This is a genomic window from Pseudomonas sp. IPO3749 (genome assembly GCF_013386605.1).
Classification (GTDB): Bacteria; Pseudomonadota; Gammaproteobacteria; order Pseudomonadales; family Pseudomonadaceae; genus Aquipseudomonas; species Aquipseudomonas azotoformans_A.
Window position 1 is genome coordinate 34,428 of record NZ_JACARN010000029.1, and the last position, 14,440, is coordinate 48,867.

At 61.3% G+C, this 14,440-nt stretch carries 12 protein-coding genes, 3 tRNA genes and 1 riboswitch; of the genes, 10 read left to right on the forward strand and 5 right to left on the reverse strand.

The window, feature by feature from the left end:
- Positions 1-34: 34 nt before the first annotated feature.
- Positions 35-230, reverse strand: a riboswitch (cobalamin riboswitch).
- Between the two features lie 103 nt (positions 231-333).
- Complete coding sequence (locus tag HX812_RS12960) at positions 334-777, forward strand: hypothetical protein (protein ID WP_038843423.1); 444 nt, start codon at positions 334-336, stop codon at positions 775-777.
- A 528-nt stretch (positions 778-1,305) separates the two neighbouring features.
- Here HX812_RS12960 and HX812_RS12965 read toward each other — a convergent pair.
- Complete coding sequence (locus tag HX812_RS12965; RefSeq protein ID WP_038845558.1) at positions 1,306-2,232, reverse strand: DNA/RNA non-specific endonuclease; 927 nt, start codon at positions 2,230-2,232, stop codon at positions 1,306-1,308.
- Between the two features lie 128 nt (positions 2,233-2,360).
- Here HX812_RS12965 and HX812_RS12970 point away from each other — a divergent pair, with 128 nt between their 5' ends.
- Both HX812_RS12970 and HX812_RS12975 read left to right on the forward strand, forming a co-directional pair.
- Positions 2,361-3,425, forward strand: a complete 1,065-nt coding sequence (locus HX812_RS12970; RefSeq protein ID WP_038845560.1) for a M4 family metallopeptidase — start codon at positions 2,361-2,363, stop codon at positions 3,423-3,425.
- Positions 3,426-3,439: 14 nt separating this feature from the next.
- The gene (locus HX812_RS12975; RefSeq protein WP_038845561.1) at positions 3,440-3,745 is read left to right on the forward strand and encodes a protealysin inhibitor emfourin; all 306 of its coding nucleotides are present in this window, start codon (positions 3,440-3,442) and stop codon (positions 3,743-3,745) included.
- A 3-nt stretch (positions 3,746-3,748) separates the two neighbouring features.
- On the opposite strand, the gene HX812_RS12980 is transcribed toward HX812_RS12975, so the two are convergent.
- On the reverse strand, positions 3,749-4,948 hold the full coding sequence (locus tag HX812_RS12980; RefSeq protein WP_038845562.1) for an MFS transporter: 1,200 nt from the start codon (positions 4,946-4,948) through the stop codon (positions 3,749-3,751).
- 110 nt (positions 4,949-5,058) lie between these two features.
- On the opposite strand from HX812_RS12980, the gene HX812_RS12985 reads away from it, so the two are divergent.
- On the forward strand, positions 5,059-5,967 hold the full coding sequence (locus HX812_RS12985; RefSeq protein WP_038845564.1) for a LysR family transcriptional regulator: 909 nt from the start codon (positions 5,059-5,061) through the stop codon (positions 5,965-5,967).
- Between the two features lie 31 nt (positions 5,968-5,998).
- Here the strand turns inward: HX812_RS12985 and HX812_RS12990 are convergent, their stop codons facing one another.
- A complete protein-coding gene (locus tag HX812_RS12990) occupies positions 5,999-7,381 on the reverse strand; it encodes an aldehyde dehydrogenase family protein (RefSeq protein ID WP_038845566.1) in 1,383 nt (460 codons plus the stop codon).
- 104 nt (positions 7,382-7,485) lie between these two features.
- Here HX812_RS12990 and HX812_RS12995 point away from each other — a divergent pair, with 104 nt between their 5' ends.
- A complete protein-coding gene (locus tag HX812_RS12995) occupies positions 7,486-8,361 on the forward strand; it encodes a LysR family transcriptional regulator (RefSeq protein ID WP_038845568.1) in 876 nt (291 codons plus the stop codon).
- Here the strand turns inward: HX812_RS12995 and HX812_RS13000 are convergent.
- Entirely contained in the window at positions 8,358-8,567 is a 210-nt protein-coding gene (locus HX812_RS13000) for a hypothetical protein (RefSeq protein WP_038845570.1), read from the reverse strand. The genes HX812_RS12995 and HX812_RS13000 overlap by 4 nt on opposite strands.
- Positions 8,568-8,667: 100 nt before the next feature.
- A complete protein-coding gene (locus tag HX812_RS13005; protein ID WP_038845572.1) occupies positions 8,668-9,864 on the reverse strand; it encodes an amino acid aminotransferase in 1,197 nt (398 codons plus the stop codon).
- A 343-nt stretch (positions 9,865-10,207) separates the two neighbouring features.
- On the opposite strand from HX812_RS13005, the gene uvrB reads away from it, so the two are divergent.
- The 5 genes from uvrB to HX812_RS13030 all read left to right on the forward strand — a co-directional run bounded on the left by uvrB (position 10,208) and on the right by HX812_RS13030 (position 14,406).
- The gene (gene uvrB / locus HX812_RS13010; RefSeq protein WP_038845574.1) at positions 10,208-12,223 is read left to right on the forward strand and encodes an excinuclease ABC subunit UvrB; all 2,016 of its coding nucleotides are present in this window, start codon (positions 10,208-10,210) and stop codon (positions 12,221-12,223) included.
- 198 nt (positions 12,224-12,421) lie between these two features.
- Positions 12,422-13,903 (forward strand): glutamate--tRNA ligase, encoded by a 1,482-nt coding sequence (gltX, locus tag HX812_RS13015; RefSeq protein WP_015884987.1) that lies wholly within the window; start codon positions 12,422-12,424, stop codon positions 13,901-13,903.
- 147 nt (positions 13,904-14,050) lie between these two features.
- A tRNA-Ala gene (locus tag HX812_RS13020) sits at positions 14,051-14,126 on the forward strand.
- A gap of 78 nt (positions 14,127-14,204) precedes the next feature.
- Positions 14,205-14,280 (forward strand) — tRNA-Glu (locus HX812_RS13025).
- Between the two features lie 50 nt (positions 14,281-14,330).
- Positions 14,331-14,406, forward strand: a tRNA-Ala gene (locus HX812_RS13030).
- Positions 14,407-14,440: the final 34 nt, after the last annotated feature.

The following is a 14,440-nucleotide window of genomic DNA, read 5'->3' on the forward strand; positions in this document are numbered from 1 at the left end:
GGCAAGAATGTCCTTCCCGGACACCCCGCCGGTTGGTCATTGAGCATGAGCCGGCAGGTCTCCTGACTGATGCGTCGTCGCCAGGCTCCGGCCTTCCCGGACAAGGTCCAGTGGCATCATGGAGCAGGCTCAGCACCTACAGTTGCGGGGGCAGTTCCGATTGACGCGGGTGTACCGCGCTTCGGATTCCCTATTAGTCCCGTTTGGGAACCGGCGCGGTATGGTAGTCGATCGCGCGGTTGAACGGGAGGTCGTGAACTCAACGGTAGCTCTCTGGCGGTGAGGCTCCTATGATGCTCAGCCCATGGATCGCTTTATCACAAGGAATACACCGTGAAATCATTTGTCGCGCTCGTCCTTATCGCCACCCTGGCCGGTTGTGCCACTCAGGGTAAATCTGAAAAGCAGATTCTCGACGAGGCCTCCACCGCCTATGTCAAGTCGATGCCCGCGGACTCAGACAAACTGCGCTTGCACACGATGAGCATCCCTAAAAGTGGGATGTTCGGCGACACCCTGGCGATTTCCCTGGCCGGTGACCAAAACGCTGCCAGCCTCAGGAGCGAATTGCTGAATACCAAGCGCTTGGGCGATGTGTTCTTCTTGATCATGGGGGCCGGCACGCCGGTCGACGTGGCCGTGATCGGCAAAGCCGTCGAAGGGCAGGACTTGAAGGGTTTGCAGATCTACTACTCGGGCACCGACGCACAGAAAGATCAGGTGCGTGCGGCGGTTGAGAAGTCGCAGGCGCAGTTTCATTACATCAATGCGCAGTGAGGGGGCGGCCAAAGGGCGCAGGTATCTACACCACGCTGGGTATGGCGCTGGCGGCTTGACGGTCGGCTGCAATCTTACTGTTACTCCCGCGATCCAGAATGTGGGAGCTGGCTTGCCTGCGAAGGCGGCCTGACAGCTGGCCTGGATGCTGGATCAGACCGGGGACATATCCGTTATTTAGGTAACGGCTGCTATGGGTTCCGCTCTTACAGCGGGTCACTTTTGAAAAGCCGGAATGCCGGCCCAGCCAAAAGTAACCAAAAGGCTCTTGCCCCAACACTCGGCACCTCGCCTAGGCTCGGTGTGCCCGAACGCAGGCTTGAATCCGTGGGCCGCCGCGATGGGCCATCCTTGGCCCAGCGCGGCTAACCCGGCGTCCTGCCGGGTTACCCACGGATTCAAGCCTGCGTTCGGCCAGCGTGTTTGACGGGGCGCCTGAGATCAAAAGCCAGATCAAGAGCAAGAGCAAGAGCGGCTCGCTTCGCATCGTGGATGGCGTGTGACGCAGTTCAACATGTAAAGCGTCCGTCATAGGCGAATGTCTTCAGGCCCCTGTATCAGCGCTTCAATCCGCGTGCCGGTGGCGCGCTCTTCGTTGCTGAAGCCGTCGTAGTCGGCCAGGTTGCCGAAGCGTAGCCCGGTCAGGCGCTCTATCTGGATCACACTACGCTGGTAGGTCCTGAGCTGGCCGAACACCAGGTCGAGCTGGCCCAGTTCGCGGCTCTGGTCAATCATGTAGGCACTCGCGCTAGGCTTGCCGTTGTCGCTGAGGTAGGCGACCACTTTCCAGAACGCCTTGGGGATCTGCACGCCTCGGTACACTCGGTCGTCGTCGGCGAACACCGGGCCGGTAAACACGGTGGCGCGGGCTTTCCAGCGTTGGGTGTTATCGAGGATGTAGTCTTCGAGCTCCAGCCAGGTCTTCTGGTTGAACCCGCTCATCTGCGGCGAGCAGTTGGTGAAATGGAAGGTGTCGAGGTTGGCGGTTTGCGCCTCGTCGCCCCAGTTGGGGTCTTGTCGGCGGACCAGGTGGCCGCGATCCAGGCCATTGCTGGCATACAGCGCTTCGCCCACCTGCGCATCGATGGGCAAGCGGCCGTCATAGGCCCAGGCGTCGTTGCTGCGAATGATATCCACGTGCTGACCACCATCGATGTTGACGCCCACATACAGCGCAAGCCGCTTGGCGCGCGACATCGTGATCGAGAAGTGCGTGTAGTCCAGGCGCTTCTGTGCATCCTCCGCCAAGGCCTCTTCCACCGTGGGCCAGGGCACCCCGAAGCTGCCGAGAAAGTCCTCGGCGTAGCCGCGCCGGCCCTTCAAGTCTTTGGCGGGGGTGACGCGTGGCGTCGCCGCCCGTGCCTCCAGCAACGTGGGGCTCGGTGCGATCAACGGGCGCAGGTCAGCGAGCCTGGGCCGGTATGCAAGGTCGATTTTGGCTTTACGTGCTGGCATCGGTCAGTCCTCCTTGGATAAACACGACTGCAACATAGGTTAATGACAATTGATGACACGCGTTAACCCCTGGGGACTATCCTGAATCGATGACCCGGACGTTGTCACCTGCCAGATGGAGCCAGTCCATGTGTGTTCGTCAGCCGCATCGCCATCCGATTTTCTGCCTGATCCCGCCCTATATGCTCGACCAGATCGCGCGCAACGGTGATAAAGCGCAACGGGAGGTCGCCTTGCGTACCCGCGCCAAGGACACGACGTTTCGCTCGTTGCGCATGGTCGCCGAACCTGCCAAGGGGCCGGCGCACATGGCCCTGGCCATGGGCGCCGATAAGCGCCGCTCGATCTACAGCGCCGAGGGCACCGACAGCCTGCCGGGCACGCTGGTGCGTGGTGAGGGGCAACCCGCCAGCGGGGATGCCGCGGTGGACGAAGCCTACGAGGGCTTGGGCGCCACCTTCGATTTTTTCGACCAGGTCTTCGATCGCAACTCCATCGACGACGCCGGTATGGCGCTGGACGCCACGGTGCATTTTGGCCAGAACTACAACAATGCCTTCTGGAACTCGACCCAGATGGTGTTTGGCGATGGGGATGCGCAGTTGTTCAACCGCTTCACGGTGGCCCTTGACGTGATTGGCCATGAGTTGGCCCATGGCGTCACCGAAGACGAGGCCAAGCTGATGTATTTCAATCAGTCCGGAGCGTTGAACGAGTCGCTGTCGGATGTGTTCGGCTCGCTCATCAAGCAATATGCCTTGAAGCAAAGCGCGCAAGACGCTGATTGGCTGATCGGCAAAGGACTGTTTACCAAAAAGATCAAAGGCACCGCCCTGCGCTCGATGAAAGCCCCCGGCACGGCGTTTGACGACAAACTGCTGGGCAAGGACCCTCAGCCGGGGCACATGGATGATTTTGTGCACACCTACGAGGACAATGGCGGGGTGCATATCAATTCCGGTATTCCCAACCATGCGTTCTATCAGGTGGCGACCAAGCTCGGCGGGTTCGCCTGGGAGCGTGCCGGGCGTATCTGGTATGACGCGCTGCGGGATGCGCGGCTGCGGCCCAACTCGGGGTTCCTGCGCTTTGCGCGCATCACTTACGATGTGACAGGCCGACTCTACGGCGCGAACACGGATGAACAGAAGGCGGTCAAGGACGGTTGGAAGGCGGTCGGCATTTCTGTCTGACGTGAGGAACAACCATGCAAATTTCGATCAAGGAAAACGGCGGCCCCGGTTTTTTTCCGGGCTTGGCCAAGCCACAGACGGTGGAGTTGGACGCGCTGCCGGAGCAAGACCAGCAGGAACTGCGGCGGCTTGTCGAGGCGTGCGATTTCTTTCAATTGCCGCAAAGCCATGCACCTGCGCGCGGTAATCCGGGCCAGGTGCATTACACCCTGACGGTGAAGGAAGACGAGCGCGAGCACACCGTTTGCGTGCTCGCGCCGGTCAAATCGCAGGCGCTGGACGGGTTGGTGCAGTGCGTGCGTCGGCATATCCGTTGCTGAGGTTCAGGTGGGAGCGTTCACCCTGGCTGCCAGCGACGCACCGAGGCTGTAGAGCAACCCGCCGGCGATAACGAACAGCGCGAGCATGTAGAACATGGTGTGGGCGGGGTGTGTCGCCAAGACCATCCCGCACAGCACCGGGCCCAGGGCCGCGCCAACGTTGCCCAGGTTTTGCGCAGCGTAGTACATGCCCCGCAGATGATCGGGGGCGATGATGTCGATGAACATGTACTCGGCAGGGAACACGATGATCTCTCCCAGCGTGAAGACCGTCATGGATACCACCCAGAACATCAGCGAGGTGGACAAGCCGAACCCCGCCAGGCCGACGATAAACATGCCCAACCCACCTGCGAGCCACAGATTCAAGTGCTGATGGGTGATTCGCTTGCCGATCACGTATTGCAGGCTGATCACCATCAGCGCGTTGGTGGCCACCACGCTGCTGATTATCCGGTAGGCCATTTCGGGTGTCGTGGTGACGATCAGATATTGCGAGAGGTAAGCGGTGAATTGGCCGAACACCACGGCACTGAGTGCACCACCCAGGGTAAAACACACCAGCCGGTAATCACTGAGCAGCACCTTGCCGACCGCCAGGAATGGCGCGCCGGGCTGGCTCGTGTCCACGGGCATTGCATGCTTGTCACCCCACACGGCGTAAACGATGAAAAAACCGGCGCCCAGTATCGCCGACGCCAGGAAGGGCAGGCTGATGGCGAGCGCGGCCAGTCCCGCACCGAGAAAAGGGCCGACGGCGTAGCCGATGTTGGTCAGGGTGTATTTGATCGAAAATGCTTCACTGCGCGCATCGACGGGCAGTAGCCGGCCAAATCCTGATTTGACCGCGATATCAATGACGGCGTACGCCAGGTTGATCGCGACCAGGCAGGCGTAGAACACCCACAGGTCCCGTGCGGCAAACGCTGCCAGAAACCCGCAAGTGAACACCGCGCAGCAGCCCAGGATCAAGCGGTAACCTGGCTGGCTGTCCACCAGGAAACCGCCGTACAGGCTCAACAATGAGCCGAGGATCAGCGAACTGCCGATCACCAGGCCGATGTCGGCGACGCCCAATTGGAACTGGCTCGACAGGTAGATCACCAGATAGGGCAAGGTGATGGCCCTGGCGAGGGTCAACCCCAGTGACGCACTCAGAAGCAGGTTGACGGTCAAGGGGTAGTTTTTCAGCGTGGTCAGCATCCGAGCCTCAGTACCGGGTTCATTGACCCTAGCTTACTGTTGAGTTGAATTCTGATTTAGGATGTTAATTACCAGCTTGGCTGACCTGAATTCACAAATGCGGGGCGTGCATGTTTTCTTCCGAACGCTTGAAAGGGATTGATGTGTTTGTGTGTGTTGCGGACTACGGCAGCTTTACCGCCGCTGCCGAGAAAATGAGCCTGACTGCCTCGGCCATCAGCAAAAGCATCGCGCGGCTCGAAACGCGGCTGGGCGCTCGACTGTTCCTGCGCACAACGCGGCGCTTGTCTCTCACCGAGGCCGGCGTGGCGTTTTACCGTACCTGTACGGGGGTGCTGGCTGACCTGGAGGAGGCCGAGCTGTCGCTGCGCGCGGAGCAAAGCGAGCCGCGTGGACGTGTGCGCATTGATCTGCCCAATGTGTTTGGGCGCGTGCGGGTGTTGCCGGTGCTGCTGCCTTTGCTGCAGGCTTTTCCGTCCTTGGTGCCGCACATTTCCTTCAGCGACGGGTTAGTGGACCCGTTCAAGGAGGGTGTGGATCTGGTGGTGCGTGTCGGTGAAGCGCAGGGCTGGCCAGAAACGATCGAACAGCGTGTGCTCGCGCACGAATGGCATACGTTGTGTGCCTCGCCGGATTACTTGGCGAACCATGGCACCCCGACGTGCGAGCGTGAGCTTGAACGGCATCAGTGCCTCGCCTACGGCTGGGTGGACGGTCGCGTCAGCCCCTGGAACTTCGCCGGTGAACAGGGCACTGCACGGCGTTGGCAGATGGCGCCGCACCTGGTGATCGGCAATGGCGATGGCTTGATGCAGGCAGCGTTGGCCGGTTGCGGGATCGTGCAACTGCCGTCGTGGGTGGTCCGGCCATCGCTGGAGGAAGGCAAGCTGGTTGAGGTGCTGCCGCAGCTGGCCACCGAGGGAGCCGCGATCAGGCTGGCCTGGGTCAGGAATCGCCAGGCGTTGCCCAAGGTCAGTGTGGTGCTGGAAGCCTTGGTGGCGGGGCTGGGGGGGCGATAGCCACGACCCGTGCCCGCGCCACCCCTGCGTTTTACTTGCGGTCCAGCCACACCGTCTGCGCGTTGCAGAACTCCCGCACGCCAAAGTGCGACAGCTCGCGGCCGAAACCACTCTTTTTCACCCCACCAAACGCCACCCGAGGGTCGGAAACGCTGAAGGCGTTGACGAAGATGCCGCCGGTTTCCAGCTGGTTGGCGATGTCGCGCGCCTTGGCCGGGTCGGTGGTGAAGATGCTCGCCGTGAGGCCGAACTCGCTGTCATTCGCCAGGGCCACAGCGTGGTCGGCGTCGCGTGCGGTGATGATCGAGGCGACAGGGCCGAACAGTTCCTGTTTGAACGAGGTCATCTGGTCGGTGACGCCCGCCAGTACGGTCGGCTCGTAGTAGTTACCGGCGCCGGGCACTTTATTGCCGCCCAGCAACAGCGTCGCGCCTTCTTCCAGGGTGGCCTGGACCTGGCCGTGCAACTCGTCGCGCAGGTCGAAGCGCGCCATCGGGCCGATGTAGGTGGTGGCTGACGTCGGGTCGCCCATCACCAGGGCACGGCTGGCCTCGAGGAATTTGGCGGTGAAGGCTTGCGCTACACCTTCCTCGATGATCAGGCGCTTGGCGGCGGCGCAGACTTGGCCGCTGTTCTGGAAGCGCCCGATCAGCGCGGCTTGCACGGCGGCGTCGAGGTCGGCGTCGTTGAGCACGATGAACGGGTCCGAGCCGCCCAACTCCAGCACGCATTTTTTCAGCGCCGCGCCAGCCTGGGAGCCGATGGCGATGCCGGCACGCACGCTGCCGGTGAGGGTGACGGCGGCGATGCGCGGGTCGGCGATGGCTTTGGACACGCCGTCGTTGGTCACGTTGACCACTTCAAACAGGCCATCGGCGAAACCGGCCTTCTGGAACGCCAGTTGGATCAGATAGGCGCTGCCCATTACGTTCGGCGCATGCTTGAGCACGTAGGTATTGCCGGCCAACATCGTCGGCACTGCGCCGCGCAGCACTTGCCATACCGGGAAGTTCCACGGCATCACGGCGAAGATCGGGCCCAGCGGGCGGTATTCGATCTGGGCGCTGCCGTTGTCCACCAGCGTCGGCTCCGGGGCGAGCATGGCCGGGCCGTGGGCGGCGTACCATTCGCTGAGTTGCGCGCATTTTTCGATTTCGGCACGGGCCTGGGCGATGGGTTTGCCCATTTCCAGGGTGATCATCTGCGCCATGTCTTCGGCTTGTTCGCGCAGGGCAGAAGCCAAACTCAACAGCAGTTCGGCGCGCTGGCTGACGGGTTGGCGGCGCCAGGTGCGGAAGGCGAGGGTGGAGCGGTCGAGGGCGGCGTCCAGTTGCTGCGCGGTTTCATACGGATAGCTGCCGACCGTTTCGCCGTTGGCCGGGTTGATCGAGAGGGCGTGGGTAGTCGCGTTCATGGCACCGTCCTGCTGAGTGAATTAAGTGGGGTTCAGCGTACGGGGCTATCTCTTTTCTGGAAACTGAATAATATTAAGCAATACGTTCACGATTGGAGAATGATGTGGATCTGGTGCAGCTGGAAATCTTCAAGGCCGTTGCCGAGCAAGGCAGTATCAGTGCCGCCGCGCAGTTGATTCATCGGGTGCCGTCGAATCTGACCACGCGCATCAAGCAACTGGAGCAGGACTTGGGTGTGGAGCTGTTCATCCGCGAGAAAAGCCGCCTGCGCCTGTCACCGGCTGGATGGAATTTCCTCGGTTATGCGCGGCGCATCCTCGACCTGGTACAGGAAGCCCGCGCAACCGTGGCGGGGGAGGAGCCCCAAGGCGCGTTTGCCCTGGGGTCGCTGGAAAGCACGGCGGCGGTGCGGATCCCGGCGTTGCTGGCGGCGTACAACCAGAAACACACCAAGGTCGAGCTGGACCTGAGTACCGGGCCTTCGGGCACCATGATCGAAGGCGTGTTGTCCGGGCGGCTGACGGCGGCATTCGTCGACGGCCCGCTGTTGCACGCGACCCTGGAAGGCGTGGCGGTGTTCGAGGAAGAGATGGTGGTGATTGCGCCGCTGCATCATGCGCCGATCACCCGTGGGCAGGACGTGAACGGGGAGAGCATCTACACCTTTCGCTCCAACTGCTCCTACCGACATCACCTGGAACGCTGGTTTGCACAGGACGGCGCGGTGCCGGGCAAGATCTTCGAGATCGAGTCCTACCATGGCATGCTCGCCTGCGTCAGCGCCGGCGCGGGCCTGGCGCTGATGCCACGCAGCATGCTCGACAGCATGCCGGGGTCGACGGCGGTGAGTGTGTGGCCGCTGACGGACAACTTCCGGATCCTGCACACCTGGCTGATCTGGCGGCGGGGGACGGTGTCGCAGAGTTTGAACAGTTTTGTGAAGTTGTTGGAGGAGCAGGGGGCGATTCGTGCGGCTTAGCCGCCCAATTGCAGGGTGCCCATCGCCAGCTTCGCCATCAGTGCGGTCGCACCCAATTGCACCAGCCACAGTGCCAGGCCGCCGAGGAACACACCCAGCGCCACTTGCAGCACCAGGCTTTTCTGGCGCTTGGGTTGCGGTGCGCGTGGGGCGTAGTCATGCAGTTCGTCGCGGTCGGCGCGCAGGTCCAGGTCGTCGTTTCTCATAGCATTCTCACAGCAAAGGGGCGGTCAAGGTTCAGTCTAGGGGCTGGAGACGAAAAAGGGGAAGCCATCGGCTTCCCCTTCTGGTGCAACAGCTGCAGGTTTACAGCACCTGAACGATTGCCTTTGTGACTGCATCAATGTTCGACTGGTTCAACGCCGCTACACAGATACGGCCAGTGTCGAGGGCGTAGATGCCGAACTCGCTGCGCAGACGGGTGACTTGCTCAACGGTCAGGCCGGAGTAGGAGAACATCCCGCGCTGGCGGCCGACGAAGCTGAAGTCGTGGCCCGGAGCAGCCTTGGCCAGCTCACTCACCATCTGCTCGCGCATGCCACGGATGCGCAGGCGCATTTCGGCCAGTTCGGCTTCCCACTGGGCGCGCAGCTCAGGGTTGTTCAGTACCGCTGCAACGATCGCCGCGCCGTGGGTTGGCGGGTTGGAGTAGTTGGTGCGGATCACGCGTTTGACCTGGGACAGGATGCGCGCGCTTTCTTCCTTGGAGTCGCCGACGATGGACAGTGCGCCCACACGTTCGCCGTACAGGGAGAACGACTTGGAGAACGAGCTGGACACAAAGAAGGTCAGGCCCGATTCAGCGAACAGGCGCACGGCGGCGGCGTCTTCGTGGATGCCGTCGCCAAAGCCCTGGTAGGCCATGTCGAGGAACGGCACCAGGTTCTTGGCCTTGATCACGTCCAGCACGTTCTGCCAGTCGGCCGGGCTCAGGTCGACGCCGGTCGGGTTGTGGCAGCAGGCGTGCAGCACCACGATGGACTGCGGCGGCAGGGCGTTGAGGTCTTCGAGCAGGCCGGCACGGTTCACATCGTGGGTGGCGGCGTCGTAGTAACGGTAGTTTTGCACCGGGAAACCGGCAGTTTCGAACAGGGCGCGGTGGTTTTCCCAGCTCGGGTCGCTGATGGCGACGACGGCGTTTGGCAGCAGCTGCTTGAGGAAGTCAGCACCCAGCTTCAGCGCGCCAGTGCCGCCTACCGCTTGCACGGTGGTGACGCGGCCGGCGTTCAGCAGCGGCGACTCAGCGCCGAACAGCAGGGTTTGCACGGCCTTGTCGTAGGCCGCGATGCCGTCGATTGGCAAGTAGCCACGGGCGGCGTGTTGCGCCACGCGAATGGCTTCCGCTTCGGCAACGGCACGCAAGAGTGGAATCTTCCCCTCCTCGTTGCAGTAAACGCCCACGCCAAGGTTGACCTTGGTGGTTCGTGTATCGGCGTTGAATGCTTCGTTGAGGCCCAGGATTGGATCGCGTGGTGCCATTTCGACAGCGGAGAACAGGCTCATTTTTGCGGCAGCTCTATGGGGGGTAGGAGGGACGTGTCGCGCTCCAGCCGAATGCACTAGAGCGGTGCACAAACGGGGAGTTAGTATAGAGACCATCACCGCCTGAGGCGACAGCCGAAACGGCTTTTCGGCCAAGTTTTTCGGTTTATTTGCTGACCGTTAGTCTTATTGCAACATTGATCGGTAAAGGCGTGTAGGACGATTGCCTTGAAACCCGTCACATTCGCCACCACTTCTACAGCTATCATGGTTTTTTCCTGCAACCTGCGATGATTATTCGCGGGTTGCTGAGCTATTTCGTCCCTGGCGGTTTTGAGTCTGGGGTGACTTCACGAGGTACGTTATGTCGGATTTCCAGCTCGTCACCCGCTTTGAACCCGCCGGCGATCAACCGGAAGCCATTCGTCAGATGGTCGAAGGCATCGAAGCCGGGCTGGCGCATCAGACCCTGCTCGGGGTGACCGGGTCGGGCAAGACCTTCAGCATCGCCAACGTCATTGCGCAGATCAACCGGCCCACCCTGGTGCTGGCGCCGAACAAGACCCTGGCGGCGCAGCTCTACGGCGAGTTCAAGGCGTTCTTCCCGAACAACGCGGTGGAGTACTTCGTTTCCTACTACGACTACTACCAGCCCGAAGCCTACGTGCCGTCCTCCGATACCTTTATCGAGAAGGATGCGTCGATCAACGACCACATCGAGCAGATGCGGCTGTCGGCGACCAAGGCCTTGCTGGAGCGCAAGGACGCGATCATCGTCACCACCGTGTCGTGCATCTACGGTCTGGGCAGCCCGGAAACCTATCTGAAGATGGTGCTGCACGTCGATCGCGGCGACAAACTCGACCAACGCGAGCTGTTACGCCGCCTGACCAGCCTGCAATACACCCGCAATGACATGGACTTTGCCCGTGCCACCTTCCGCGTGCGCGGCGATGTGATCGACATCTACCCGGCGGAATCCGACCTGGAAGCGATCCGCATCGAGCTGTTCGACGATGAAGTCGAGAGCCTGTCGGCCTTCGACCCGTTGACCGGCGAGGTGATCCGCAAGCTACCGCGCTTCACCTTCTATCCGAAAAGCCACTACGTGACCCCGCGTGAGACTCTGATGGGCGCCATTGAGGGCATCAAAGTCGAGTTGGCCGAGCGCCTGGAGTACCTGCGTTCCAATAACAAGCTGGTGGAAGCCCAGCGCCTGGAGCAGCGTACCCGCTTCGACCTGGAGATGATCCTGGAGCTGGGCTACTGCAACGGCATCGAAAACTACTCGCGCTACCTGTCGGGCCGTGAATCCGGCGCGCCGCCGCCGACGCTTTACGATTACTTGCCGCCTGACGCGCTGCTGGTGATCGACGAGTCCCACGTCAGCGTGCCGCAAGTGGGCGCGATGTATAAGGGCGACCGTTCGCGTAAAGAAACCCTGGTGGAGTACGGTTTCCGCCTGCCGTCGGCGCTGGATAACCGGCCGATGCGCTTTGATGAGTGGGAGTCCATCAGCCCGCAGACTATCTTTGTGTCCGCCACGCCGGGCAACTATGAGGCCGAGCATGCCGGCCGCGTGATCGAGCAACTGGTGCGGCCGACTGGTTTGGTCGACCCGGAAATCGAGATCCGCCCGGCGCTGACCCAAGTCGACGACCTGCTCTCGGAAATCACCAAGCGCGTGGCCCTGGAAGAGCGGGTGCTGGTCACCACGCTGACCAAGCGCATGTCCGAAGACTTGACCGACTACCTGGCCGACCACGGCGTGCGCGTGCGCTATCTGCACTCGGACATCGACACCGTGGAACGCGTGGAGATCATCCGCGACCTGCGCCTGGGCACCTTTGATGTGCTGGTGGGCATCAACCTGCTGCGTGAAGGCCTGGACATGCCGGAAGTGTCGCTGGTGGCGATCCTCGATGCGGACAAAGAGGGCTTTTTGCGCTCTGAACGCTCGTTGATCCAGACCATCGGGCGTGCGGCACGGAACCTCAATGGCCGGGCGATTCTCTACGCGGACCGCATTACCGGTTCCATGGAGCGGGCGATTGGTGAGACGCAGCGCCGCCGCGACAAGCAGATCGCCTTCAACCTGGAAAACGGCATCACGCCCAAGGGCGTGTTCAAGGACGTTGCCGACATCATGGAAGGCGCCACCGTGCCGGGCTCGCGCAGCAAGAAGCGCAAAGGCATGGCCAAGGCCGCTGAGGAAAGCGCCAAGTACGAGAACGAATTGCGCTCGCCGAGTGAGATCACCAAGCGCATCCGCCAGTTGGAAGAGAAGATGTACCAGTTGGCGCGGGACCTGGAGTTCGAGGCGGCGGCGCAGACGCGGGACGAGATTGGCAAGTTGCGGGAGCGGTTGTTGGCTGTGTGATTTGCGGTGACTGGCCTGACGCCTTCGCGAGCAAGCCCGCTCCCACACTTCACCGCATTCTCATGTTGGAAATCGGTTGAATGTGGGAGCGGGCTTGCTCGCGAATGCAGGCACCTCGGTCTGCCAGAATCACCCAAGCTGGTGTTACCATTCGCCCCTTGTTTCAATTTCAGTTTTATCGCCCATTCGAGACCTGCCATGACCACCGTCCGCACGCGCATCGCGCCATCGCCCACTGGGGATCCCCACGTCGGTACTGCTTACATCGCCTTGTTCAACTACTGCTTTGCCAAGCAGCACGGCGGTGAATTCATCCTGCGGATCGAAGACACCGATCAACTGCGTTCCACCCGCGAGTCGGAGCAGCAGATTTTCGATGCCCTGCGCTGGTTGGGCATTACCTGGGCGGAAGGCCCGGATGTTGGCGGCCCGCACGGCCCGTATCGCCAGAGCGAGCGCAGCGACATCTACAAGCAGTACACCCAGCAACTGGTCGACATGGGCCATGCGTTCCCGTGCTTCTGCACCGCAGAAGAATTGGACCAGATGCGTGCCGAGCAACAGGCCCGTGGCGAAACTCCACGCTACGATGGCCGCGCGCTGCTGCTGTCGAAAGAAGAAGTGGCCCAGCGCCTGGCGGCCGGTGAGCCCCACGTGATCCGCATGAAAGTACCGAGCGAAGGCGTGTGCGTGGTGCCGGACATGCTGCGCGGTGACGTCGAGATCCCGTGGGACCGCATGGACATGCAGGTGCTGATGAAGACCGACGGCCTGCCGACGTACTTCCTGGCCAACGTGGTCGACGACCACCTGATGGGCATCACCCACGTGCTGCGCGGCGAAGAGTGGTTGCCATCGGCGCCGAAACTGATCCTGCTCTACGAGTACTTTGGCTGGGAACAGCCGCAGCTGTGCTACATGCCGCTGCTGCGTAACCCGGACAAGAGCAAGCTGTCCAAGCGCAAGAACCCGACCTCGGTGACCTTCTACGAGCGCATGGGCTTCATGCCGGAAGCGATGCTCAACTACCTGGGCCGCATGGGCTGGTCGATGCCGGACGAGCGCGAGAAGTTCTCGTTGCAGGAAATGGTCGACAATTTTGATCTGTCCCGCGTGTCCCTGGGCGGGCCGATCTTCGATATCGAGAAGCTGTCGTGGCTCAATGGCCAGTGGCTGCGTGACCTGCCGGTGGAAGAATTCGCCAGCCGTGTGCAGCAGTGGGCGTTGAACCCCGAATACATGATGAAGATCGCGCCGCTGGTGCAGGGCAGGGTGGAGACCTTCAGCCAGGTCGCACCGTTGGCCAGTTTCTTCTTTGCCGGGGGCGTGAATCCGGATCCCAAGCTGTTCGAGTCGAAGAAACTCTCCGGCGATCAGGTTCGCCAATTGATGCAGTTGATCCTGTGGAAGCTGGAAAGCCTGCGCCAGTGGGAGAAAGATGCGATCACCGCGACGATCCAGGCGGTGGTGGAATCCCTGGAACTGAAATTGCGCGATGCCATGCCGTTGATGTTTGCCGCGATCACCGGGCAGGCCAGTTCGGTGTCGGTGCTGGATGCGATGGAAATCCTCGGCCCGGACCTGACCCGTTTCCGCCTGCGCCAAGCCCTTGATTTGCTTGGTGGTGTGTCGAAGAAAGAAAACAAAGAGTGGGAAAAGCTGCTGGGCGCTATCGCTTAAGCACGCGGTTGAAACGGCGAAACCCCGGTTTTCCGGGGTTTCGACGGTAAGTGATTGTTATCCCGGCAAAAAATTTTGGAAAATGTTGAAAATAAATTTGACACACTTCCAAAGCGCCATTAAGATTCGCCCCGTCCTCACCGATGAGGGGCTATAGCTCAGCTGGGAGAGCGCTTGCATGGCATGCAAGAGGTCAACGGTTCGATCCCGTTTAGCTCCACCAATTTACAGGTTCAAGGTCTGGCCACACCGTCCTTGAATCGATCAGTTCTCAGCGCTGATCAGTTGTACAGAAGGTTTTGTCCCCTTCGTCTAGTGGCCTAGGACACCGCCCTTTCACGGCGGTAACAGGGGTTCGAGTCCCCTAGGGGACGCCAGTTTCAACAAGCAGTTCGCAAGGCCTGCTGCGTCGCGAGACGAAAAATCCGGGGCTATAGCTCAGCTGGGAGAGCGCTTGCATGGCATGCAAGAGGTCAACGGTTCGATCCCGTTTAGCTCCACCAATTTACAGTTCCAAGGTTCCGGCCACACCGTCCT

Bases quoted from the DNA above. Each gene is read 5' to 3' on its own strand.
- HX812_RS12980 (WP_038845562.1), bottom strand. From the start codon at position 4,948: ATGCTGACCACGCTGAAAAACTACCCCTTGACCGTCAACCTGCTTCTG.
- HX812_RS13000 (WP_038845570.1), bottom strand. From the start codon at position 8,567: ATGAGAAACGACGACCTGGACCTGCGCGCCGACCGCGACGAACTGCAT.
- HX812_RS12990 (WP_038845566.1), bottom strand. From the start codon at position 7,381: ATGAACGCGACTACCCACGCCCTCTCGATCAACCCGGCCAACGGCGAA.
- HX812_RS12975 (WP_038845561.1), top strand. From the start codon at position 3,440: ATGCAAATTTCGATCAAGGAAAACGGCGGCCCCGGTTTTTTTCCGGGC.
- uvrB (WP_038845574.1), top strand. From the start codon at position 10,208: ATGTCGGATTTCCAGCTCGTCACCCGCTTTGAACCCGCCGGCGATCAA.
- HX812_RS12965 (WP_038845558.1), bottom strand. From the start codon at position 2,232: ATGCCAGCACGTAAAGCCAAAATCGACCTTGCATACCGGCCCAGGCTC.
- HX812_RS12970 (WP_038845560.1), top strand. From the start codon at position 2,361: ATGTGTGTTCGTCAGCCGCATCGCCATCCGATTTTCTGCCTGATCCCG.
- HX812_RS12985 (WP_038845564.1), top strand. From the start codon at position 5,059: ATGTTTTCTTCCGAACGCTTGAAAGGGATTGATGTGTTTGTGTGTGTT.
- HX812_RS13005 (WP_038845572.1), bottom strand. From the start codon at position 9,864: ATGAGCCTGTTCTCCGCTGTCGAAATGGCACCACGCGATCCAATCCTG.
- gltX (WP_015884987.1), top strand. From the start codon at position 12,422: ATGACCACCGTCCGCACGCGCATCGCGCCATCGCCCACTGGGGATCCC.